Origin of the sequence: Gilliamella apis (assembly GCF_002142155.1) — a bacterium.
GTDB classification, from domain to species: Bacteria; Pseudomonadota; Gammaproteobacteria; order Enterobacterales; family Orbaceae; genus Gilliamella; species Gilliamella apis.
In genome coordinates, this window is sequence record NZ_NASD01000020.1 from 12,969 (window position 1) to 36,086 (window position 23,118).

General features: G+C 33.9%; 21 protein-coding genes, 1 tRNA gene and 1 pseudogene. 7 read left to right on the top strand and 16 right to left on the bottom strand.

The window, feature by feature from the left end; genetic code table 11:
• Positions 1 to 47: 47 nt before the first annotated feature.
• The 5 genes from tamB to dapB form a co-directional block, all read right to left on the bottom strand.
• Entirely contained in the window at positions 48 to 3,848 is a 3,801-nt protein-coding gene (gene tamB, locus B6C84_RS09140) for an autotransporter assembly complex protein TamB (protein WP_086320172.1), read from the bottom strand.
• A gap of 1 nt (position 3,849) precedes the next feature.
• The gene (tamA, locus tag B6C84_RS09145) at positions 3,850 to 5,532 is read right to left on the bottom strand and encodes an autotransporter assembly complex protein TamA (RefSeq protein ID WP_174565005.1); all 1,683 of its coding nucleotides are present in this window, start codon (positions 5,530 to 5,532) and stop codon (positions 3,850 to 3,852) included.
• A 53-nt stretch (positions 5,533 to 5,585) separates the two neighbouring features.
• Entirely contained in the window at positions 5,586 to 6,125 is a 540-nt protein-coding gene (gene hpt, locus B6C84_RS09150) for a hypoxanthine phosphoribosyltransferase (protein ID WP_086320171.1), read from the bottom strand.
• A gap of 132 nt (positions 6,126 to 6,257) precedes the next feature.
• Entirely contained in the window at positions 6,258 to 6,755 is a 498-nt protein-coding gene (gene tadA / locus B6C84_RS09155) for a tRNA adenosine(34) deaminase TadA (RefSeq protein ID WP_065651915.1), read from the bottom strand.
• A gap of 9 nt (positions 6,756 to 6,764) precedes the next feature.
• Positions 6,765 to 7,586 (bottom strand): 4-hydroxy-tetrahydrodipicolinate reductase, encoded by an 822-nt coding sequence (dapB, locus tag B6C84_RS09160; protein WP_065651916.1) that lies wholly within the window; start codon positions 7,584 to 7,586, stop codon positions 6,765 to 6,767.
• A gap of 133 nt (positions 7,587 to 7,719) precedes the next feature.
• Here dapB and B6C84_RS09165 point away from each other — a divergent pair, with 133 nt between their 5' ends.
• Complete coding sequence (locus B6C84_RS09165; protein ID WP_086354025.1) at positions 7,720 to 8,913, top strand: MFS transporter; 1,194 nt, start codon at positions 7,720 to 7,722, stop codon at positions 8,911 to 8,913.
• A 37-nt stretch (positions 8,914 to 8,950) separates the two neighbouring features.
• On the opposite strand, the gene bamJ is transcribed toward B6C84_RS09165, so the two are convergent.
• Positions 8,951 to 9,562: a BamJ family beta-barrel-assembly machinery protein gene (bamJ, locus tag B6C84_RS09170; protein WP_065651917.1), complete on the bottom strand. Its 612-nt coding sequence runs from the start codon at positions 9,560 to 9,562 to the stop codon at positions 8,951 to 8,953.
• A gap of 209 nt (positions 9,563 to 9,771) precedes the next feature.
• Here bamJ and bamE point away from each other — a divergent pair, with 209 nt between their 5' ends.
• Positions 9,772 to 10,233: an outer membrane protein assembly factor BamE gene (bamE, locus tag B6C84_RS09175; RefSeq protein ID WP_065579149.1), complete on the top strand. Its 462-nt coding sequence runs from the start codon at positions 9,772 to 9,774 to the stop codon at positions 10,231 to 10,233.
• An 81-nt stretch (positions 10,234 to 10,314) separates the two neighbouring features.
• Here the strand turns inward: bamE and B6C84_RS09180 are convergent, their stop codons facing one another.
• Positions 10,315 to 10,689 carry a DUF5362 family protein gene (locus B6C84_RS09180; RefSeq protein ID WP_065579148.1) on the bottom strand — a complete coding sequence of 125 codons (375 nt, stop codon included), beginning with the start codon at positions 10,687 to 10,689 and terminating at the stop codon, positions 10,315 to 10,317.
• An 83-nt stretch (positions 10,690 to 10,772) separates the two neighbouring features.
• Here B6C84_RS09180 and dusA point away from each other — a divergent pair, with 83 nt between their 5' ends.
• From dusA to B6C84_RS09195, 3 genes are all read left to right on the top strand, one after another.
• The gene (gene dusA, locus B6C84_RS09185; RefSeq protein ID WP_217332066.1) at positions 10,773 to 11,741 is read left to right on the top strand and encodes a tRNA dihydrouridine(20/20a) synthase DusA; all 969 of its coding nucleotides are present in this window, start codon (positions 10,773 to 10,775) and stop codon (positions 11,739 to 11,741) included.
• Positions 11,742 to 11,838: 97 nt separating this feature from the next.
• Positions 11,839 to 13,854 carry a DNA helicase Rep gene (rep, locus tag B6C84_RS09190; RefSeq protein ID WP_086320181.1) on the top strand — a complete coding sequence of 672 codons (2,016 nt, stop codon included), beginning with the start codon at positions 11,839 to 11,841 and terminating at the stop codon, positions 13,852 to 13,854.
• A 309-nt stretch (positions 13,855 to 14,163) separates the two neighbouring features.
• Positions 14,164 to 14,240 (top strand) — tRNA-Arg (locus B6C84_RS09195).
• 16 nt (positions 14,241 to 14,256) lie between these two features.
• Here B6C84_RS09195 and B6C84_RS09200 read toward each other — a convergent pair.
• Both B6C84_RS09200 and B6C84_RS11840 read right to left on the bottom strand, forming a co-directional pair.
• A complete protein-coding gene (locus tag B6C84_RS09200; RefSeq protein ID WP_086320169.1) occupies positions 14,257 to 14,829 on the bottom strand; it encodes a site-specific integrase in 573 nt (190 codons plus the stop codon).
• Positions 14,830 to 15,094: 265 nt separating this feature from the next.
• On the bottom strand, positions 15,095 to 15,346 hold the full coding sequence (locus tag B6C84_RS11840; RefSeq protein WP_367643806.1) for a DUF3850 domain-containing protein: 252 nt from the start codon (positions 15,344 to 15,346) through the stop codon (positions 15,095 to 15,097).
• A 117-nt stretch (positions 15,347 to 15,463) separates the two neighbouring features.
• On the opposite strand from B6C84_RS11840, the gene B6C84_RS09210 reads away from it, so the two are divergent.
• Positions 15,464 to 15,805, top strand: coding sequence for a hypothetical protein (locus tag B6C84_RS09210; protein WP_086354026.1), 342 nt, complete (start codon positions 15,464 to 15,466; stop codon positions 15,803 to 15,805).
• A gap of 443 nt (positions 15,806 to 16,248) precedes the next feature.
• Here the strand turns inward: B6C84_RS09210 and B6C84_RS11595 are convergent, their stop codons facing one another.
• The 7 genes from B6C84_RS11595 to B6C84_RS09240 all read right to left on the bottom strand — a co-directional run bounded on the left by B6C84_RS11595 (position 16,249) and on the right by B6C84_RS09240 (position 21,448).
• Positions 16,249 to 16,416, bottom strand: a complete 168-nt coding sequence (locus B6C84_RS11595; RefSeq protein WP_165754884.1) for a hypothetical protein — start codon at positions 16,414 to 16,416, stop codon at positions 16,249 to 16,251.
• Between the two features lie 9 nt (positions 16,417 to 16,425).
• Positions 16,426 to 16,746: a single-stranded DNA-binding protein gene (locus B6C84_RS11845; protein WP_367642742.1), complete on the bottom strand. Its 321-nt coding sequence runs from the start codon at positions 16,744 to 16,746 to the stop codon at positions 16,426 to 16,428.
• Complete coding sequence (locus B6C84_RS11720; protein ID WP_244893527.1) at positions 16,659 to 16,943, bottom strand: hypothetical protein; 285 nt, start codon at positions 16,941 to 16,943, stop codon at positions 16,659 to 16,661. Before B6C84_RS11720 ends, B6C84_RS11845 begins: the two co-directional genes overlap by 88 nt.
• Positions 16,944 to 16,973: 30 nt before the next feature.
• Positions 16,974 to 17,153, bottom strand: coding sequence for a hypothetical protein (locus B6C84_RS11850; protein WP_217332065.1), 180 nt, complete (start codon positions 17,151 to 17,153; stop codon positions 16,974 to 16,976).
• Between the two features lie 11 nt (positions 17,154 to 17,164).
• Positions 17,165 to 17,350, bottom strand: a complete 186-nt coding sequence (locus B6C84_RS09225; protein WP_086320165.1) for a hypothetical protein — start codon at positions 17,348 to 17,350, stop codon at positions 17,165 to 17,167.
• 838 nt (positions 17,351 to 18,188) lie between these two features.
• Positions 18,189 to 20,492, bottom strand: coding sequence for a TonB-dependent receptor domain-containing protein (locus B6C84_RS09235; protein WP_086354027.1), 2,304 nt, complete (start codon positions 20,490 to 20,492; stop codon positions 18,189 to 18,191).
• A 104-nt stretch (positions 20,493 to 20,596) separates the two neighbouring features.
• Complete coding sequence (locus B6C84_RS09240; protein WP_165754863.1) at positions 20,597 to 21,448, bottom strand: heme/hemin ABC transporter substrate-binding protein; 852 nt, start codon at positions 21,446 to 21,448, stop codon at positions 20,597 to 20,599.
• 254 nt (positions 21,449 to 21,702) lie between these two features.
• Here B6C84_RS09240 and hutW point away from each other — a divergent pair.
• Positions 21,703 to 23,007, top strand: a pseudogene (gene hutW / locus B6C84_RS09245) (heme anaerobic degradation radical SAM methyltransferase ChuW/HutW); the annotation flags it as partial.
• Positions 23,008 to 23,118 lie beyond the last annotated feature (111 nt).

Below are 23,118 nucleotides of genomic sequence, written 5' to 3' on the forward strand. Positions count from 1 at the left end.
TAGTTCGCCAATTTAACTTTTGGCGAACTAATAAGAATTAACTAATATTAATTAAACTCGAATTGGTAGATTAGATCTAATGTTTGCGCAATACCAGAGGCTGCTTCGACATATAAATTTGGCAATAAACGATAGCGCAAGGTAAATGTTGCTAGTGAGTCGAATATACCTACACCATATTTTAATTGTAAATGAGGTAATATATAACCACTTACAACCACTTTTGAATTATTACCTGCCCCTTGAGTGTCTAAAGAAAGATTCTTGATGCCAAATGCATTACCAATATCACCGATGAATTGTCCTGTTTTGGCGGTTCCAACACCAACTAAAAAGGCGGTCATCATATCATTATCGCTTTGATCAGAACTATCAAGACCTTGGCCTCGAATTAGGTAAGAAAGCGCTTCTTGTTGTGACATAGCTGGATCAGAGAAAATCTCAATTTTAGGATCTGTTGATGACCCCTTAACTCGAATACCTGCTGTAATATTACTGTTATCCATGGAATCAGGATTACGAATGGCTTCTATATCTAACATAGCTTGATCTGTTGGACCAGAAAAAGTGATAATCCCTTTGTTAATGATTAGGTCTTGCCCATAAGCATGAAATCGTCCGTTAGGAATTAATATTTCACCATGTAAATCTAGTCCTTTATTTGTCTGTGTCGCAATAAGTTTACCTTTTAATGAGGCTTGCAAACCAAAGGCATCTACCGTTACTTTATCACCAATATTGATTTCAATATGACTATTTATTTTCATGCCAAATTTTTGAGCTTGAATCTGTTTGTGGTTTTGATCCAACATGACTTCATCAGGTGACACGTCAATACTTGATGGCGGAAGTGAATCAACGGTGATTTTGCCTTTAGGTATTGAAACTTTACCAAGAATTGTCAGTTCATCTTGGGTTGCTTCTATTTTAATATCTGGAATGACTGACATGACAATCATTGGCGGTACAGAGACATCCATGGCAGCACCATTAACATTTAATGTTGCTTGCCATTTTTCAAAATTATTCCAGCTAGCTTGACCATTAATATTAATGTTTCCTGATTTAGTGGCCAAAATTCCTTTCATTGTCGAAGTTTTACCATTGAATTTAATATCAACCATAGCCGATTTGATATCGATTGGTAATTGGTTAGATTTTATGTCGCTATGTTTTAAATTGATACCGCCGGTTAAGCTAGGATCCATTAATGAACCAGAAAATTTAACCATTCCATTGATGGCGCCATTAGCATATTCATCTTTACTCAATAGCGGATTAATAATTGCTAGGGCTAAATTATCAATATTGAGTTGACCACTTAAATCTTTTTTTCCAGTTGGATCATTTATGGATAGATCGCCATTTATTTTGCCTAATTTATTTAAACCAAAACGCCAATTTAATTTAGCCTGTTGTTCATTAAATTCAGCATTGATATTAAACAGGTCAAATGGAATTGGTAAAGCTTGATTGGTGATCATCTGTTTAACAAAAACTTTATTGCTAGTTATATTGGCTTTAATACTCGGAATTTTGCTAGCATCGTCGAATTTAATATCTGCTTTGCCATTAATAAAACCATCAATTTTAGTTTCACCATCATTGGGAATAGGTAATTTGGCAAGATCAATATCTTTTAATGTAATAGATGTCTGGTTATTGTTAGCTATTGATAATGATTTATCTAAACAGATACTAGAATTATTGCTACGCCAACAATGTGCCCCTATAGTTGGAACCTGGTTAGTTAAATCATATGATAGAGAAATAGGTTTAGCTAATTGCCAACGATTATTATTAGCTAATGTAAGTAAACTATGCGGTATACTTGCGGTCCAATTATTATGTTGTTTATCTAATTGTCCATTTAATGATGTAGCCATCGATAATGGACTACCTTCAAAATTTATATTTAAAGAGTGACGAGCTTCATTGCCTGATAGTTCAATATTAGCTTTTTTAATACTTTGGTTAGCGATATCGATATTTTGACCAATTAGCTTCAATTGTCCACTAAGTTGATCTGTGTATTGGATTTTGCCTGATAGATTGGCTTTCGCGATTGAAATATTTTCATAAGTTAAGTTGCCGATATTGATATTACTTTCGATAACTGGTGAAGTTTTACTACCTGTCATCTTGACATTACCAATAATTGTGCCACTTAGATTATCAACCAATAATGATAAAGTCGTTAAATTAAGTTGGCTATTTAAATTTCCTTTATCCGTTGATCCATTAATATTTAATTGATTTTTACCCCAAAGTAGAGATAAATTTTTTGCTGATAGCGTACGATTAGAATCAACAAATAGGTCACCATTAGCTGAAAAATTAGCTTGCTTAATGTTACCTTTCAACTGTATCTCAGGAATATTTAATTGCCATAAATCACCTTCGAGCATACCCGAAGTTTTTAGTTGGCCGGCTAAGCGAATAGGGAAGGTTGGTAACTCTTTAATAATATCGACATTATTAAGGTTAATACTCGCATCCCATTTAAGTGCTGTTTGCCAATCTAGTTGGCCAGTAAGATTAATATCGCCTTGCGGAAACTTGATATTGGCATGGTCGAAAGAGGCAGATTGGTTGGTCCCAGCACCAACAATATCAACAGACGTATCAGGTAAGCCATCTCCCTTAATCAAACCTTTAGCTAGCATATTATATTTTTGCGCATTACCATTTAAGCTTATAGCAAAATTATCTAACTGATATTGTGGATCTCCTTCAATTGGCCATTGAATATGTTTACCGTCTAATTTTGTTATTAAAGGCAAATATTTCTCAATAAAATTGATTTGTCCCTCAATGGTAATTTGATTCAGACCAGCAATATTAGTATAAGTAAATAATTTACCTAATAAGTTTCCTGAAAACTGTCCATTAAGATGATTTTTTTCTGTATCGACCTTAACTGAAGCTAAAATAGGCCAATTATCGCCAAGTGTAATTTCACCAGATAAATAGGCATGTCCATTGACATAAGGCGTTGTTGCATTAGTGTCGACATGTTTGACCATAATATGATTATTAATCATCTCGGTTTTTATATTCACTTGGTTAAAATGATAATCTTGCCCAGCTATGTGTAATAACCAATTGTTACCCGTTAAACTTGTGACATTAATATCAAGTGGAATACTAACCTGTGGTAGTGAATTTATCAAAGGTTGATTAAATAGTTGCTTAATTTTTTGGTCAAGTGCTAAATTATCTTCTAATTTGTTGTTAGAGTTTTTTGCAGGGTGATCTGCAAATATTGCCTGTAAGTCCATAGCAATAGCCGGGAATACATAGATTTTTTCGTTGACCCAGTTAGCTTTTCCTGTAAAGTTTGACATACCAAATTGCATATCATTAACTTTTACATTGACATCGGAAATATGGGTTTGTTTTAACTCAATAGGTAATGGCGTTTTAATTATTCGTCGTTTTTCTGATGTTGGTTCATCAGGTGAAAGTTGCAATTCATTAGTATTGATTACAACATTAACTCCATCAGCATCAAATTGTTTAACACAAATTTTTGTTTGTATTAAACATAAACCAGACAATTTGAATGTTGCATCTTTTACCTGTACATTGACACCAGGTAGTTCAAGTGACAACCCTTTAATATGTAAATCATGGAAGGTACCTTCAACTTGAGCTATTTTTAATTCAGGTAAAAATTTATTAAGAACATAGGTAGTTAGCTTTACACCTAAAGATGTGTAAATCATTAAGATTGTAAAAGTGATAAGGAAAACAAAAATGGAAAGCACTACAATGCTGCGTTTTTTCCATTTACGTATTCGTTTTATTTTTTCAACCTTTTTTGCTCTTATTGGATTTTTTGCCATTTTATAATTCGCTTCCTAAACCAATATATAGATGTATTGAGCCTTTATCTTTTCTATTTAGTGGTGTTGCTAAATCAAACTTAATTGGACCGACAGGCGAAGCCCATCGAATACCCAAGCCGGTACCAGTATAAAATTTAGCTGTATCGACTTTATCTATTGCTTCACCAGTATCAACAAAAGCAGCACCCCACCAAGAGCCAGTTAAGTTATATTGATATTCGGCTGAGCCTGTGATCATTTTTGAAGCACCTTTAAGCTTACCTTTTTTATCTTTAGGTGAAATAGATTGATAACTGTATCCTCGAATACTGCGATCGCCACCAGCAAAAAATCTAAAAGAAGGTGGCACTCGATCAAAGTTACTAGCTTGGATAATGCCAAAATTACCTCTGGCTATAAAACGATGTGATTGTTTTATTGAACGAATCCAAGTTTGTTGAGCTTGAAAACGGACTAAATTAATATCAGAGCCTAACGATTCCGCTGCCCCTTCAACTGAATAACGTTGAGAATCACCCCACATCGATAATAGCTTACCGTCATTACGAATACGTGAAATACTTAGTGATGGATAGTATAAAAAGGTCTTAAACTTTGCATCCCCTTGAGTAAAGTCATCACGCAACATATTAAAACCAAGAGCAGTTTGCCAACCGTCAAAATTATCCCAATTACGCAAAGCACCTAAAGTATACGAACGTGAATAAGTATCGTTATTATCAATTTTTTTATAACCACCTTGAATGGTATAATACTGTTCAATAGGCGATTTTTTTAAAGGTATTTTGTAGCTCATTGTAATAATTTGCTCTGGTGATGAGAGCGATAAACTACTTTGAAAACTATGTCCTTTACTATTGATCCAAGGTTTATTCCAGCCAATTTTGCCATGCACGCCATTATCTGTTGAAAAACCTAAACCCAGATCCATAGCATTTTTTTTACGAGGAGTGGTAACAACATCAATTGGTAGAGCTTTATCTGCAGTTAGATGTGGAAAATCTGGTGTAACAACTACAGAGTTAAACCAGTTTGTCGAACTTAGTCGTCGATTTAATAATGACAACTGTTCAGCCGAATATTCATCACCTTCTTTAAAAGGTACGATATTGGCAAGATAATCTTGACGAATTTTAGCCTCAGGAAATTTAACCATACTAAACTTATAGCGTTTACCAGTATCAAAATCGATATTCCAAAATGCTTGATGGTCGTATTTAGATACGGCTAATTGATGGGTTGGCATTACTGCATCAAAATAGCCTTTTTTTAATGACAAGCTTTCTAAGCCTTTTTTAAATGCTTCATAAGTGCCGTGATTTAAAATTTCACCAATTTTAGGTAGTTGTTTAGCTAGTAACTCTTGAAAATCTTTATCTTGTTTACCTTCGCCATTGATATTGATATTTAATTGTTTAATTCTAACCGGTTCACCAGGCGATATTTTAACAACGAGGACTTTAGGATCACTTTCGTCATAATTAAAACTAGGAGAATAATAACCTAATGCTCGAAGTGCTTTTTGTGCTTCACTTTCAAAATATCGCTTAAAATTAGGCGAATTATTAATTTTATCTGATGTGATTAACGAAATGCGTGCATCGACATTTTCCGCAAGTTCTCCCGATAATCCTTTAATTGATAACTTCATATCAGCATAACTTGATGCAGTCGTTACCATTAAAAGTACGCATAATGAGCGAGAAAATCGTGACACATACACCTCGATAAAGTTTAGGATTCAAGTAATTTTACATGTCCAATATATGGTAAATGTCGATAATGCTGAGCATAATCTATACCATAACCCACTACAAACTCGTCAGGAATTGAAAAACCGATATATTTCACTGGTACTGCAACTTCACGACGTGAAGGTTTATCTAATAATGTACAAATCTCGATACTACGAGGATGACGTAGTTTTAAAATAGCCATTACCTTGCTAAGAGTATTACCGGTATCAATAATATCTTCAACAATCAGCACATCTTTGTCACGAATATCTTCGTCTAAATCTTTTAAAATTTTGACATCTCTATTACTTACCACGGCATTGCCATAACTTGAGGCCGTCATAAAGTCGACTTCGTGACCAACACTAATTGCTCGGCTTAGATCAGCCATAAAGATAAAAGAACCTCTTAACAAACCAACTAAAATAAGCTCATTTTGACTGCTTGCATAATCTTTATTTATCTGTTGACCTATTTCATTTACCCGTTTTTGGATATCTTTGGCAGATATCATGGTTTCTAATGTATGTTTTTTCATTAATAATGCTCAGTATATATCTTAAAAAATCAGAACAGATTTTAGCAATTTTCACAGGTAAAAAGAATAACTAAGCAAATTTTTTATCAAAAATTAAAAAATGATTTATAGAATACATTTTTAAATATTAAGTCAATCGTTAACTGTACTATGACAAGAGTGTTTATTTTGTTTTATTTCTAAACGCCGTTTTTTGAAAAAGTTGCTTAACATTGAGCTACATTCACTAGCTAAAACACCACTAGTTATTTGGGCAAAATGATTAATGCCCGTTCTGGAAAGAATATTGATATAAGAACCAGCTGCACCGGTTTTATAATCACTAGCACCATACACTACACGCTTGATTCGACTATGTATAATAGCACCAGCACACATAATACAAGGTTCAAGAGTAACATACAATGTTGTATTGACTAAACGGTAGTTGTGTAAAAATTGACCTGCTTGTTCAATTGCCATGATTTCTGCATGAGCAGTTGGGTTATGTTTAATAATTGATTGATTAAAACCTTCACCAATAAGTTGTCCGTTTTCATCAACAATTACTGCGCCGACTGGAATTTCTCCTATAGATTCAGCGCACTTAGCTAATTCTAATGCATGACGCATCCAAATTTCATCTGTCATGCTTTAACATTATAAATTATTTAGATTAAGTACATCACGCATATCATAAAGTCCAACTGGTTGCTTAGCAAGCCATAATGCTGCACGTACTGCTCCATTAGCAAATGTCATTCGGCTTGAAGCTTTATGGCTAATTTCAACTCGTTCTCCGACATCAGCAAAAATTGCGGTATGTTCACCGACAATATCACCAGCTCGAATAGTGGCAAAACCAATTGCCCCTTTTGGTCTTTCTCCGGTATGGCCTTCTCGGCAATAAACTGCACGCTCGTTTAAGTCACAACCAAGTGCATCGGCAATAGCTTCACCCATCGCAAGTGCGGTACCTGATGGGGCATCAACTTTATGACGATGATGAGCTTCGATAATTTCGATGTCAGTATAATCCCCCATAATTTGGGTGGCTTTTTCAAGTAATTTAAGTACTAAGTTAACACCAACGCTAAAGTTTGCGGCAAATACAATTGCAATTTGTTGTGCAGCATTAGCAATTGCCTGTTTACCAGCTTCATCAAAGCCTGTTGTGCCGATTATCATCATTTTCTTATTTTCGACACAAAAAGTTAAATGTGCTAGGGTTCCTTCTGGACGAGTAAAATCAATTAATACATCAAACTGATCTTTTGCTTTTAGTAGATTATCGGTGACTTTTACACCACAAAGACCAATTCCGGCAAGCTCACCAGCATCACTACCTATCAATGATGATCCTTCTCTTTCGAATGCAGCGCCTAAAGTCACTCCTTCAATTTGAGATACCGCTTGAATGAGTTGACGACCCATTTTACCTCCAGCGCCAGCAATAGCGATGCGAATCATATTTGTTGACATATAACTTTCCTTACATTATTACCTAATACACATAAACAAATATTATAGCGGAAAACTATTAAGTTATATACCGACTAAAAAGCAAAATGTTATACTTTGCTGGTGATTTTTTATAATAAATATAGGATACCTTATGCGTTGTAAATGGTATTTTGGATGGAACATTGTGATTGCAGCAGCGTTGTTAACGCTGCTATCTAGCGGATTACGGATGAGTATGGGGGTATTCTTTTTACCTATCGCCAACGACCTACAGTTTAGTCGTAGTACTTTATCAAGTATTATTGCTATTGGTATGCTATTTTCTGGAATCGCGATGCCAATAGCCGGTTATTTAGTTAGCAAATATGGAACACGCTTTGTATTATTATTAGGTTCACTAATTATTATTATTTCGTCTGTTTGGGCCGCTAATATAACTGATTATTGGAATTTTTTATTATCCTTTGGTATAGCGTTATCTTTTGGTACCTCGTTTGTTGGTTCGGTAAGTTTTACGCCGATTGTTGTTCGTTGGTTTAGCAAACATCGTGGCTTGGCTTTATTTATCTTATCAAGTGGTAGTATGGCTGGCATTGCGGTTATGCTACCTGTATTTGCTTATTTTATTCCACTTTATGGATGGCAAACTACATTGATAGCATTTTCACTATTTTTTATGCTGTTAGCTTTACCGATAGCGCTCTTTATTATGAAAGATAAAAAAAGTGATACTGATACAACTGAGAATAATCATGATTTAAAACCTGAAATGACGTTAGGTCAAGTCTTAAAAACGCGACCTTTTTGGCTACTTAGTTTTGGTTTGTTTACTTGTGGATTTAGCATGAATTTACTTGGGACTCACGGTGTTCCTATGTTAATGGATCATGGGTTTGATTCAATAACCAGTTCTTCTGGACTAGGCTTAATTGGTCTGGTGGCAATATTTAGCACATTACTGCTTGGCTATATTTCAGATATTGTGCCACGAAAGTTTGTTTTAGCTATGATCTATTTTGTTCGAGGGATAGGATTTATAGCATTAGTTATTGCAGCAACGCAATGGCAACTCTATACCATAGCCTTATTAGGTGGGTTAGTCTGGGCTGGCGCTTTATCTTTATCAAGTGCCATATCTGCTGATATTTATGGTGTAAAAATTGTTGGTTTACTTTCTGGTTTAACTTACCTTGGTCACCAAATTGGTGCGATGATTGGTTCGTGGTTAGGAGGGTGGGCATATGACACATGGCATAACCACTTTATTGCCTTTGGCATAGCTAGCGCTCTATTGTTGTTAGCTGCGCTATGTACCTGCTTATTACCTAAAATTTACAATAGTTAATTCTGACAATAATGGACGCAAGGGCGTCCATATTTTTTTATAGAACTTTTAATAATTCAACATCGAAAATTAAAGTACTATATGGGGGGATTGACGCGCCAGCACCTTGAGATCCATAAGCTAATTCTTGAGGAATATATAATCGCCATTTTGAGCCTTCTGGCATTAATTGTAACGCTTCAACCCAGCCTCGAATAACACCATTAACAGGGAATTCAGCTGGTTGACCTCGTTCAACAGAGCTATCAAATACAGTACCATCAATTAGCTGTCCAGTATAATGAACTTGCACTCGGTCAGTTGCTTTTGGATATGCACCAGTACCTTGTTTAAGTACTTCGTATTGTAAACCTGATTCAGTTGATTTTATGTTATCTTTTTTAAGATTTTCAGTTAAAAAGTCTTTTCCTGCTTGGGCAATTTTTTCTGCTTGCTTTGCTTTTTCTTTAGAGGCTTGTTCATGAACGTGGCGAAGAGCATCATGCAATTCTTGTAAAGGTAAAGCTGGTTGGTTACCACTTAATACATCTTCCATAGCTAATTTTAATGCATTAAGTTCTAAATTGCTTAATCCTGACTCTTTTAGTTGTTGGCCAATTTGTAATCCAATTGCGTAACTTGCTTTTTGCTCAATGGTATCTAATTTCATTTTTTACCCGTCATTTGTTGATATAAAGTTGCTTATTATAGTGCATTACGATTAAAGATAATAAGAAAAATATCAGCTCTTGTTAATTATCATCAAGATAACAATGCTTTTAAGTATAAATTTATAGAAGAATTTATTATTTTTTCTAGCGCTTAGTTAAAATATCAGCGATAATATATTCTATTGTATTTTTGAATGGATGATTTTAAATGCCGTTTCGTAAATCTATTTCGCTTGCTATTGTGGCCGGTATGTTACTAACTGGTTGTTCTCTTGTTGATCGTTGGGTTTATCGACCTGATATCAATCAAGGTAATTATGTAACAAAAGATGCAATAGAATTATTACAAGTTGGTCAAAGCAAAGAGCAGGTGGTATTTATTATGGGATCACCAATGTTAACCTCTTCTTTTGGGGGTAATGTTTGGTATTATGTTTTCCGCCAACAGCCACAACATGGTAATGTAAGTCAGATTACTTATGCCGTTTATTTTGATGAGATGGGCATAGTGAAAGATATTAAAACCTCTACATTAGAAGGCTCTTTATCATTAGAAGAAATGAACCAACAAGAAATTTCAGATCCTATTGAAATAAAATCAGAAGACGATAATGATCATTTACCTACTCAACAATCGTCTGAAGTTTCATCAGAAGGTGAATCAGAATAAAATTCAAAAAAAACCTCGTTATAATAACGAGGTTTTTTATATCTATGTTTAATCAATATTAAATTCGATTAAATCGGTCTATTAGTAGTGACCACCAATAGAAGAAATAAGAGCTACTATAAGAATCATATAAATAATGAAAAATACAATTGAACAAATAAAAGCAATTAAAGAAAACTTCCAATAGCCATGTAAATTTTCAATAGCTTCAATAAGATTTCGTTCATTATCAAAATTTGCAGCCATACTAAATGTGCTGCCTGATTTGAATAGTTTTACGCCAGCTAAAATTACCGGAATACCGACGATAGCAGATATGATCCCTAAACAAGATAAGGCGCCGATAATTATCATTATAACTCCATAGATTTGTTGCATTATTGCTATAAATCTCATCTGTTTTTTTAATAATTCAGTTGAAGTAATGGTAATACTTTTCGGTTGGTTAAAATCCATATTTATTCCCTATATTATATATTGTTGTACTATTAAAAAATGGCAGATAGAATAACATTTTATTTTTTTATGTCGAGGCTAATTTGCAAAAAAAATCTCTATTAAATCGTTTTTCTATAGCTCCTATGTTGGATTGGACAGATAAACATTGTCGTTATTTTCATCGTATTTTGACCAAACAAACGTTACTTTATAGCGAAATGGTCACTACTGGAGCAATTTTATTTGGTAAAGGCGATTATTTAGCTTTTAATAGCCAAGAACATCCTTTAAGTTTACAACTGGGTGGAAGTGATCCTATTGCATTGGCTGAATGTGCAAAATTAGCTGAAGAACGAGGATATGATGAGATTAATCTTAATGTCGGTTGTCCTTCTGATCGTGTACAAAATGGCATGTTTGGTGCCTGTTTAATGGCAAAAGCTGATTTAGTCGCAAATTGTATTGATGCCATGCAAAATGCTGTCAATATTCCTATAACGGTAAAAACACGTATTGGTATTGATAATCAAGATAGTTATGGCTTTTTAGGTGAATTTATTGAAAAAGTCATGCCTCATACGGAAACATTTATTGTACATGCTCGTAAAGCTTGGCTTTCCGGACTCAGTCCAAAAGAAAATCGCGAAGTGCCACCACTTGATTATGAGCGAGTTTATCAATTAAAACGTGATTATCCTCATCTAACTATCGCCATAAATGGCGGAATTAAAACCATTGATGAAATCAAACAACATTTAACTTTTGTCGATGGTGTTATGGTTGGTCGTGAAGCTTATCAAAATCCTATTTTACTGACGCAAATTGATCAACAAATCTTTGGTTCTGATGTTCCAAGTCCTGACCCAATTGCGGCAATACAAGCACTTTATCCTTATATTGAAACCCAGTTAACTCAAGGCGCTCAACTCAACCATATTATGCGTCATACCTTAGGTATCTTTAACGGTAGAAAAGGGGCTAAACAGTGGCGACGCTATTTGAGTGAAAACGCCCATAAAAAAGGGGTAGGAATAGAAGTTGTTGAACAGGCATTAACTTTTATTCAATAGCAACAAATGTTATGAAATGTTTCGAAGTATGGCTGGATTGCGCATGCTTGATAGTTCAGTATATACTAGCGAACAATTTTACTTAGGGTTCTCTTTTGTGCGTTTAAATTCAAGTCAACAACAAGCTGTCGAATATGTTTCAGGGCCTTGTCTGGTACTAGCTGGTGCAGGTTCAGGTAAAACTCGAGTAATTATTAATAAAATCGCTTATTTAATTCGGGTAAAAGAATATTTGCCTCGACATATTGTTGCTGTGACTTTTACTAATAAAGCTGCTAGGGAAATGAAAGAACGCATAGCCCAATCCTTGAGTAAACCAGAGGCAAGAGGGCTAAAAATTTCAACCTTCCATACCTTAGGATTAGATATTGTACGCCGAGAATATAAACATCTTGGTATTAAAGCTAATTTTTCACTATTTGATGATCATGATCAATTCGCTTTGCTCAAAGAGCTTACCCAGCAATGGTTAGATGGTGATAAAGATCTTATTAATCAGTTACGTTCAACTATTTCGAATTGGAAGAATGATATTGTTGATTCAACCATTGCAATGGCGAGAGCGCAGACGAATAAAGAAAAGCTATTTGCTCACTGTTATCAACTTTACGAAAAACAACTTAAAGCATGTAGTATATTAGATTTTGACGATCTTATTTTATTACCGACATTGCTGTTAAAAACTAATGATGAAGTTAGAGAAAAATGGCAAAACCGTATTCGTTATCTATTAATCGATGAATATCAAGATACCAATACCAGTCAATATGAATTTATTAAATTATTGGTAGGTAGCCGAGCTAAATTTACGGTGGTTGGTGATGATGATCAGTCAATTTACTCCTGGCGTGGTGCTCGTCCGAAAAATTTAGTTTTACTCAAGCAAGACTTTCCTCAACTAGAAGTGATTAAATTAGAACAAAATTACCGATCATCAGGAAGAATATTAAAAGTTGCTAATATTTTAATTGAAAATAATCCTCATATCTTTGAAAAGAAATTATTTTCCGAACTCGGTTATGGAGAGCATCTAAAAGTCATTTCAGCCGATAATGAAGAACATGAAGCGGAAAAAGTGGTTAACGACTTAATCGGACATCGATTTGCTAATAATAGCCAATATGGTCAATATGCCATTTTGTATCGAGGTAATCATCAATCTCGCTTAATTGAAAAAATGCTAATGCAATATCGAATTCCTTATCGAATTTCAGGTGGTACATCATTCTTTGCTCGAATTGAAATCAAAGATTTAATGGCCTATCTCCGTTTATTAACTAATCCTGACGATGATAATGCATTTATTCGGATTATTAATACCCCAAAACGTGAAATTGGACCAGTAACTATCCAAAAATTGGGAGAGTGGGCAAATCATCGCGGCGTTAGCTTATATCAAGCGAGTCATGATATGGGATTAACGGAATTACTATCAGGTAAACGAATGGAAACATTGCATACCTTTATTCACTGGTTTGATTCATTGATTGAAAAATCACATCTAGAGCCGATGGCTGCCATTCATGAACTCTTACATGGTATTCATTATGAAAGTTGGATCTACGAAACTTCATCTTCGCCAACTGCTGGGCAAATGCGCATGCGTAATGTAGAACAGTTGGTGAGCTGGTTAAATGATATGTTACAGGGTGATGATATCGATGAGGGATTAACTTTAGAGCAGGCTGTAGCTAGATTTACCTTGCGTGATATGTTAGAGCGTAATGAAACAGAAGAAGAACTGGATCAAGTACAATTAATGACGTTACATGCCTCTAAGGGGCTTGAGTTTCCTTATGTATATTTAATCGGCATGTCAGAAGGGTTATTGCCACATCAAACCAGTATAGATGAAGACAATATTGAAGAAGAACGACGGCTTGCGTATGTAGGAATCACTCGAGCACAACGGGAATTAACTTTTTCATTTAGTCGACAGAGAAAACAATTTGGTGAAACAGTTTATGTAGAACCTAGCCGTTTTTTACTTGAACTTCCTCAAGACGATTTAGCATGGCAAGATCAGCGTCATGAATTATCACCTGAGAAAAAGATGCAACAAGGGCAAAGTCGTTTAGCTTTGTTAAAAGCACAAATAGCCAATGCTAAATAAAAGACCAATATTTCAATTGAGATAAGAAGACAGCCATCGAACTGCTATCATAGTTTATTATTAAATCCGACCAATCAGCAATAATATAAAAAAGTTGAGGAAAGGGGTTTTTTAGGCTTAATAATAAATAAATTTTTATTTATTTTTAACAAAATACCCGATTTTTAATTAGAAAAATTTTGAACATATCAATTATGTCATTAAATTGATGATATTTTGACTATATAATCTAATAATCCATTAAAAAGCATTGACGGATCAAAATAGCTTTATATAATACTCTGCGTTATATCAATTCTGCTACTCCATGTCTCCTTAGCTCAGCTGGATAGAGCAACGGCCTTCTAAGCCGTAGGTCACAGGTTCGAATCCTGTAGGGGACGCCATAAAAACCTATGATAATCAATTATTTACCGCCGCCAAGCTTAACCGTTGATTATCCTTGTTTTCATCTTGTGACCAAATTGTGACCGCATTTGAAAATTGACTTAAATGTCCTGCGTTCAAATGAGCATATTTTTGTACCATTTCTAAAGTTTCCCAACCTCCCAATTCCTTTAAAGTGAATAATGGAGTTCCTCTTTGAACGTGCCAGCTCGCCCATGTGTGGCGCAAATCATGAAACGTAAAATCATTAATGGCGCACGATTCAGTAGCTTGGTTAAATACACGGCGATCGATATCTTTCATTGAGTTGCCATTTGAATTAACAAAAACATATGTTTTATTAATTAATCGTCTGCTTTTTAATAATTCGATAGCCTCATCATTTAACAACAATGATCTTGCTTTCTCATTTTTAGCTATATCATTACTAACTATTGCTATTTTATTTTGAAAGTCTATTTTATCCCTCGTCATGGATAGAATTTCCGTTCTTCTCGCTCCTGTTAATAAAGCAAACAAACAGACATCACGCAACCAAGCAATAGATATGTTATTTAATAACTCTTGCGCTTCTTGTTTGTAGCACATCTAATCCTGATTTTTGGTTCTTTTAACTTTCCAACGTAAGGTATTGAGTTGATCCAGTTGTTTTTGTAAGCCAAGCTTAATGCTCTAAGAATTGTTTTTCTATACTTATTAATCGTCGCTGGAGCTAAAGGCTCTTTGCTTTTGGCTTGGAGTTGTTCGACGTCTGAGTGTTCAACAAATTCAGTTTTCGCGTTAAGCGTCTTCACCTAACGAAGCGTTAAAGTTCCATTATTAAATGCGTTTAATTTATACCTTCTTATCTCTTTCACTTAACCACCTCTATCAACATAATTACGTAATTTGACTTGGTGTATCGTTCATCATTCAAAATATAGATCACTTTGCACTCTAATTCAGATGAATAGACCTCTATCACAGGGTGATAACATCTTAAAATTAATGTGTCTCCAACTTGATAATCTCGAACATTGATTCTGACCTCAAATTTCTTTTTGCCGCTTTCGATTGGTTCAAAATATTCAGGTAGTATTTTTAGTTCATGTATAGTCATATTCATTTCCTTTAGATAATAGCAATGCACACCGAATGAACAGTGTTATAAGGTTGTTTGTTTATAGATTAGTTATATAATTAGTAAAAATTATGTATAAATGATTCCCATATGGAATGAGCAATGAAGAAGTGTTTCTGCTTTATTTGTGTATGTTTTTTTATTAATTACGTGGCTAATGTTTTTGCTGGTGAGCAAAGCAGTAATGACCCAGCACAACAACTTTTAGTTCGAAACATCAAATCAAGGTTACCTTTGAAATTTGATGAATATACAACCCTAGTGGATGTATCTATAAAAAATGGGATGCTGGACTTTATACATGAAATAAAAGGTATTTCTGCAGAAAAATTCAATGATCCTCAGCGTGAAAAAATATTACATGATTTGTCAATAGTAAAATATTGTAAATATGATCCAAACGATGCAATGCTTAAAGGCTTTTTTCCTAAAGGCTTCAATTAAAATTATTATGTTGAAGGTAAGCAAGTTTTACAGATACATGTTGATAAAGTAGACTGCAAACCTAATTAAGTTAATCATATTTTCACCAGTGTTATAGGTTATTTAAATTAGTGGGATAGGGGGGGTATTAACAGATTTATTCAGAGATTTGGGGGGTAATAGCGCTAAGGGTTTAATTTTTTCAAAGCATAATTTATATTATTTAATGCGTTTTCGTATATACTCTTTTTACCCTTAGGTATGCCACTATCACGGGATAGTGATAAGTTATGCAATAAATCAGCTCGTTTAACTAGTAGCGCGTCTTTATCATTAGATAATATGATTCTAATAATATAGTCAACATACCGCTCATTTTTTAACTTAGTTAAAATCTCTACACTTTTTATAATATGAACGGGAACATCAGAATATTTAAGAGCGACACTATCTATCTCCGTATCCTAAATGACATCGTGAAGCAAAGCCACACACATAGCGGAATAACCATGGCATATTACATTTTGCATAACCACCGATAACGGGTGAAGAATATAAGTATTTCCTAATTTATCTTTTTGTCCTTGATGCGCGATGAGGGCTATTCTTAAGCATTTATCTATTAAATCCATAATTACCTCCTAAAACGGAATATTTAGGTCATTATCAAAATCAACTGGCGGTTCAGTCGCTTTGGGCTGAGTTGGTGCTGCTTGACCTTGCTTATCTCCTGACTTTTTGGCCAATTGAATTTGATTAACTATAATTGTGGGCTGTAATCGCTTGCCACTATCGCTTACCCATTCTTCGACATAAAACTCACCACTAACAACTAGTAAATCGCCTTTTTTGATGTTTGGAGCATATGCTTCTGCTACTTTTCCCCATAGTACGCATTTAATACACGATGTTTTTTGATTCTCTCCATAGCCTTGCTTAACTGGTAAATTAAATTCACCAATTGCTGTACCTTGTTGTGTGTAAAGTAATTCAGCATTTGCACCAAATGCTCTTGTTCTGCATTCTGTAGTATTAATTCACTGTCATTACTAATCATTGTTTCGCCCTTTAACCATTCTTGTCGCTCACCTTTACCACAATAAAAATCAATAATATCTAATAGGCGAGGGTAAAATTTAAGCGAGTCCTCACCGTCCATATCAAGAATGTCTTGTTTGCTAAATTGACGCTATTCACTAGCTAAATGATTCTGATAATCTGTATTAGTCCAACTACTAGCTCTGACATAATCACCATATATTGAAATAATATATTTTTCACCTGATATAATAAATGTTGATTCAGGTAATATAGTACGATTAAGGTTTGGCCAGCTAAGATCTACATCTCTCAGATTGACACCTCTCAAGTTTGCATATCTTAGGTCTGCACCTCAGGTTTGCGAATTACAAGAGCACGCTTCAGATCTGCGTGACTCAGGTCGGCACCTACTATTTTGCTATAACTCAGGTCAGCATCAAGTTCTATTTGACATCCATTCATGCCATTAGAGGTAAGCAAAATTTTATGCTTTTTCAATATTTCATTTATTTCATTACTGTTCATCAATTCTCCACGTTTTAGTTATTCATTAGTTAATTCGATGATAAAATTATAAAAGTGATTTTTTTTAACATTCGCGCTGTTTTATATCTTAAATAAAAAGCTCTAAATATTTTGTACCTAACTGCTGATTACCCTTGCTTTAATTCTATAATGCAAATTGTGACAACATTTGAAAATTAGTTTAAGTGTTGTGTATTTTAAGACACTTTTTATCATCTCTAACGTTTGTTGTTATTTAATTCCTTTTGGCAAGTCCTCTGTTTTGATATTAATAATGCTGTTTGGATATTAGTAAGACAATTATAATTTTCGATCTGTTTTATATAGTGATTTATTTGCAATATCCATTTTGAATATGCTTTTAAATTTTCCTAACAATGATAGAATCTATGACATACAGAGATAAAACAATTTAAAAAGGAATTAAATATGGCGTTAAATGGATGGGGAGTGTTTTTACTTACTTTGATTATTTATTGGTGGGTTTATTTAGCTGTTTTAGTTGTTGGTATATTTCTTTTATTCTCATCTCATAAATTTTTAAGAATTACTGGGATATTTTTTATAATTGTTCCTATATGTTGTTATCTCTTCATGTTTCTCTTCTTAATTTTTGCACCTAGATTTTCAGTTGGATAAAAAGAGCATAACATAACCAAGATTATAATAATTAAATGGTTTATTGTTGATTAAAATTAAAGCATAGTTAAAAAGATTAAAGTGATTTTGCTATATTCTCCTATTATTCAAAAAATAAAATTAATCAATAGTTATATCAGTTATGCTAAACAAATAACCCGCAAAAGCGGGTTATTTTTTATTCTGTGATTATTTAATTTTAGAAATCAATATCTAAACCTATTTGGAAAGTACGGCCTGGAGCAGTAAACATATCTAGATATTTATGATCTGATGTACTATATAATTTATTATTACTTAGATAATCCCAATATTTTTGATCAGTAAGATTGTAGATTCCACCATTAAGCTTCACATTTTTGGTGATATTGATATAACCAGTTAAATCAACAATACCATGACCAGCGATTCTAAAGTAATCATCTTTAGATTTATCAATTGGTTTACCATCATTACCATAAGTTTCACGAGATGTTGCTTCAGCCTTTTTGCCTTTTTGGAAGGTTGCAGTAATCGCTACACCGTAAAACTTGTTTGGATCGTCCCATGCTAAGCCGATAGTGCTTTTCATTGGTGCAATGGAATCCATCTCAATATATTTATCACCTAAATAACTCGATTTTGATTTGCCTTGGTTATAACCAATTGCGAATCTGGCGCTCAAACCATTAACCGGTTCAATCCATTTTCCGATATTGAATTCACTGCTTAGTTCAGCACCATAAATATAAGCCTTATCACGGTTCTCTGCTTGATAAACAATACGGTTACCAATGCCTAAAAAATCTTTTTTATAGCGAGTATAAGCAATGAAATTATTATATTTATTATAAAAAGCTGATGATGAAAGTGTCACCCCCGATACAGGTTGTCCTTTTAAACCTAATTCAAAGTTGTCACTGGTTTCAGTTTTAAGATTTGAATCACCCACTAATAAAGCTATACTACTATGGGCTAAATAAGAGCCATAAAGTTGGTTCTGATTTGGCATTTGTGCTGCACGCTTATATTGCAAATAGGCAGTGAAATCAGGGGTAATGTCATACATAAATGCCATCGAAGGTAATACTTTAAAATCACTATTACCATTGTATTGTTTACCTAATTGACTACTACTTATTTTTGATAATGACATATTTTCAAGGTTACGCGGTTTAGTATTTTGGTAAACAGCTCTGACACCAGGAACTAAATAAAAATTATTACTGTCATTAACATTAAAGCTTATCCGATCTTCGAAGAAGCCACCAAGTTGATAACTACGGCTATCGGCTTGTGGTTTACTGTAATCGCCATCAGGGAATACTCTAGTATTTGGTGATTTAGCTGATGAGAAGAATGGTGATTCATCTTCACTCCATTTACCATTTAAACCAGCACTAATGCGTTGGTTATCGTAACTTTTGATTAAAGTTGTAATAAAGTTATAAGCTTTGGTATTGTAGTTCGTTTGGGTATTAAAATTACCTTTAGTTTTATTACGGATGTCGGTATTGTCATAAACATTAGTACGTTGATAATTCAATTGTGTGGTTAAACTATCAATCCAACTGATATTTGTCGGTTTCCATTGATCTTTAATTGCAAGATTGAAACGATTATTTTTGCTTCTTTGTTTATCAAATGATTCAACCTTTTTACCATATTTATCCCAAGTATCATAATGAGAGTTTTTAGTTTTATTATTGTAATCAACAGTAGTGTTGATTAAATGTTCATCCGTCATTTGCCAACCAAAACCAGCTAAGATTGAATTAGAGTGCCAATTTTCTGGATAACTATTGATTGAATCACCATAATTACGAGTTTGTTGACCATCGCGTCGACTTAATACCAAAATACCATTTAGATACTCATCACCACCCGCCATAGTTAAACCTTGGTGATAACTTCGGTCGGCACTGTCATAATTGTTTTGGAAACCGAAATAGCTGGTTTTACCCGGATAGAGGTAATAACTTGCGGTTTTAGTTTTAAATGATACTGAACCACCTAAAGCATTGTTAGCGTTACTAACCGAGGTTGCGCCAGATTGAATATCAACTTTATTGTACATATAAGTATCAATATAATCTCGGCCAATACCATAAGAACCAAATCCGGCCCGACCAACACCATTAACCCGACCCTGGGCGATGGGTAATGGCATACCATCAATATCGATTGAAACTCGGTTAGCATTTAAGCCACGAATGTTATAACCAGTAAATCCACCACGGTCCCAACTGCTTTTACCACTACCTGAGCCAGAAATGCTACCAGAAGCAGATATCAGCGGTTGATAACGCATAATAGTACCAAAGTTAGTTCCTCCATCACGGCGAATATCTTGCTCCGAAATTTCGGTATTTGTTCCGGGTTTTTTTGTTGCTTCATGAGCGGTAACGGTAATAGTATCAATATCGTTTTGATCATTATGTTTATCAGCAGCAATAGCAGGTAACGCCAATGTTAAACCTAATGCTAATGAGCTGGTATTTTTTAAATATTTAAACTTCAACATGTTAGTCCTTTCATAGATAATGTAATAAATAACAATCGTGCTCATTTATTGCTTCAAATGATAAAAATATTATTAAAAATTATAAAAATAGTTATTCTAAAAATTTATTGAGGGTAAAAACCTTGAAAGAGTATTTTCACAGCTTCATCTACTCTCGGTCCAATACCAAATAAATAGCTATCATCAATAATGATAATTCGGTTATTTTTAAATGCCGCTGTCTCTGAGATACCCGGAATGGTATTAATTTTATCTAAACCACCTAATTCATTGATTGAATGTGTGGTTAAAATAATAGCTTCTGGATTCATAGCAATTAATGATTCAGTTGTATAAGTTTTAACACTGTTATGGGTAGCAAGATTTTCACCACCAGCAATAGTGATTAGTGCGTCTGTAGTCGTATTTTTTCCTGTAATTAAAATGCTTCCTCCCATATTCATGATGCACAACACTTTTGTTTTATGTGGTTTAGTCGCTATTTGATTTTCGATGTTAGAAAGATTATTTTTGATTCGATTGATTAGTTCTTGACCTTTTTCTTGTTTATCCAATTTTATGGCAATCTTATTAATATTTTCATAAAGTAAATCAATTGTTGCTGGCACACGTTTCAACGCTAGAACATTAACTTTTGCTTGTGTTATTTGCTTAAGAATATTATCGGTTTCAGTATCATTGAAACTAATAACTAGTGAAGGATTAAGAGATAGTATTGACTCAATATTTAGTAATTTTAAATAACCAATTTGAGGGAGTTGTCTTACTGTTTTAGGATATTGACTAGTGCTATCAACACCAACAACCTGATCACCTGCCCCCAGAGTAAACACAATTTCAGTCAGTGCTCCTCCGGCTATAACAATTCTCTCATTTGCATAACTGAAATTAATAAAGCTATTAATACTAAAAATGAATATGAATAGTACAATATTTGCCATAAATTTCTTTTTCATTTTGTATTTTCTCATTTAAAAGTTTAAAAATAGAACAAACAATATATTGAAAATGATAATCATTATCAAATTAATATTTATATTAATTTACTCGAAGTTTTATAAAAAATAGTAAATACAGTTAAAATGGTTTTATTATTCAAATAAATAATAAATTTATATTGCATAACAAATAAATTAATAATGAAAAAAACATTGATAAATGAGAATAATTATTATTTAATTCAGCAAGATTATTTTTATGAATGGAAGTTATGAAATCATTTGATGTAAGTACCTATTACGCTTTAAATTCGGTTTTACCTTTTAAAGATCGTTGGGCTGTGATGCCATTACAAGCAAGTTTACCTGTTCCGCCTCAAGAATTAGAGCAACAATGGAATAACCTACAAAATTCAAATTTAGCTGGCAAAAAAAGGCTAATTTATTTACATATTCCTTTTTGCGACATTCATTGTCAGTTTTGTGGTTTTTATCAAAATCCATTACGTAAGTTTGATACCAAAACTTATATAGACTATTTGCTACAAGAAATATCTTTAGAAATCAATAGTAAAGCAATGCAGTCGGCCCCAATTCATGCTATCTATTTTGGTGGTGGAACACCTTCTGCATTGGCCTCTGGACAGTTAGCACGAGTAATTAGTTATTTTAAACAACATGCTCCTTTAGCGCCTGATTGTGAGATTACCATAGAAGGGCGAATTTCTGATTTTGATGATGAAAAAATTGATAGTTATATTGAAGCTGGCGCAAATCGTTTTTCAATAGGTATTCAAACCTTCAATACCACAATTAGACAACGATTAGGACGCCAATCATCAGAAAAAGAGATTATTCAAGGTTTTGAACGCATTGCTGCGCGTGATAGTGTTGCATTAGTTTGTGACTTGATGTTTGGCTTACCTAACCAAACAACCGCTACTTGGCAAAGAGATTTAGAAATTGCTGATCAACTTCCGCTTGATGGCGTTGATCTTTACTCTTTAAATCTTTTACCAACGACTCCTTTAGCGAAAGGAGTTGAAAATAGAAGAATTGAATTACCATCGGTTATTGATAAATGTGGTTTTTACCATCAAGGTGCTGAGTATTTAGCTAAACAAGGTTGGACACATCTAACTAATGCGCATTGGGCTAAAACCAGTCGTGAACGGAATTTATATAATTTTCTCATAAAGCAAGGCTCGCATTTTTTTGGATTTGGTTCTTGTGCTGGTGGTAAATTAAATGGTCAATCCTATATGATCCATCGTGATTTAAATCAGTATTATGCATTATTAGATCAAGGTAAAAAACCGTTGATGATGTTAACCGGTAAACCTTTAGTTGGGGACTGGTTGCACAAATTACAAGCTGGTATAGAAAAAGGGCGCGTAGATTTAACGCAACTAACCAATCAAGCTGAGCTCTTTGATCCACTTATCAAGCAATGGCATGAAGTCGGTTTGCTGCAAAATGAAGATCGTTGTTTACGATTAACTTTATCAGGACGTTTTTGGTCGAGTAATATAGTTCAAGCATTGCAGCAATTGTTATTGCAACTTAATAATCCAGAACATATCGAATTACAACAGAAGATGGCTCAAGCCAGACAAGCCATGCAACAAGGTAATGGTATGCCTAAAGCTCATCCACATATGCAAAACATCCATTTAAAAAATAAATAA

Coding starts and splice junctions, on each gene's coding strand:
- tamB (WP_086320172.1), bottom strand. CDS start 3,848: ATGGCAAAAAATCCAATAAGAGCAAAAAAGGTTGAAAAAATAAAACGA.
- tadA (WP_065651915.1), bottom strand. CDS start 6,755: ATGACAGATGAAATTTGGATGCGTCATGCATTAGAATTAGCTAAGTGC.
- B6C84_RS09235 (WP_086354027.1), bottom strand. CDS start 20,492: ATGTTGAAGTTTAAATATTTAAAAAATACCAGCTCATTAGCATTAGGT.
- B6C84_RS09200 (WP_086320169.1), bottom strand. CDS start 14,829: ATGTGCTACAAACAAGAAGCGCAAGAGTTATTAAATAACATATCTATT.
- B6C84_RS09225 (WP_086320165.1), bottom strand. CDS start 17,350: ATGAACAGTAATGAAATAAATGAAATATTGAAAAAGCATAAAATTTTG.
- bamJ (WP_065651917.1), bottom strand. CDS start 9,562: ATGAAATTAGATACCATTGAGCAAAAAGCAAGTTACGCAATTGGATTA.
- B6C84_RS09165 (WP_086354025.1), top strand. CDS start 7,720: ATGCGTTGTAAATGGTATTTTGGATGGAACATTGTGATTGCAGCAGCG.
- B6C84_RS09240 (WP_165754863.1), bottom strand. CDS start 21,448: ATGAAAAAGAAATTTATGGCAAATATTGTACTATTCATATTCATTTTT.
- B6C84_RS11720 (WP_244893527.1), bottom strand. CDS start 16,943: ATGGACGGTGAGGACTCGCTTAAATTTTACCCTCGCCTATTAGATATT.
- B6C84_RS09210 (WP_086354026.1), top strand. CDS start 15,464: ATGAAGAAGTGTTTCTGCTTTATTTGTGTATGTTTTTTTATTAATTAC.
- dapB (WP_065651916.1), bottom strand. CDS start 7,586: ATGTCAACAAATATGATTCGCATCGCTATTGCTGGCGCTGGAGGTAAA.
- bamE (WP_065579149.1), top strand. CDS start 9,772: ATGCCGTTTCGTAAATCTATTTCGCTTGCTATTGTGGCCGGTATGTTA.
- B6C84_RS11595 (WP_165754884.1), bottom strand. CDS start 16,416: ATGGATTTAATAGATAAATGCTTAAGAATAGCCCTCATCGCGCATCAA.
- hpt (WP_086320171.1), bottom strand. CDS start 6,125: ATGAAAAAACATACATTAGAAACCATGATATCTGCCAAAGATATCCAA.
- B6C84_RS09180 (WP_065579148.1), bottom strand. CDS start 10,689: ATGGATTTTAACCAACCGAAAAGTATTACCATTACTTCAACTGAATTA.
- tamA (WP_174565005.1), bottom strand. CDS start 5,532: ATGGTAACGACTGCATCAAGTTATGCTGATATGAAGTTATCAATTAAA.
- B6C84_RS11840 (WP_367643806.1), bottom strand. CDS start 15,346: ATGAATATGACTATACATGAACTAAAAATACTACCTGAATATTTTGAA.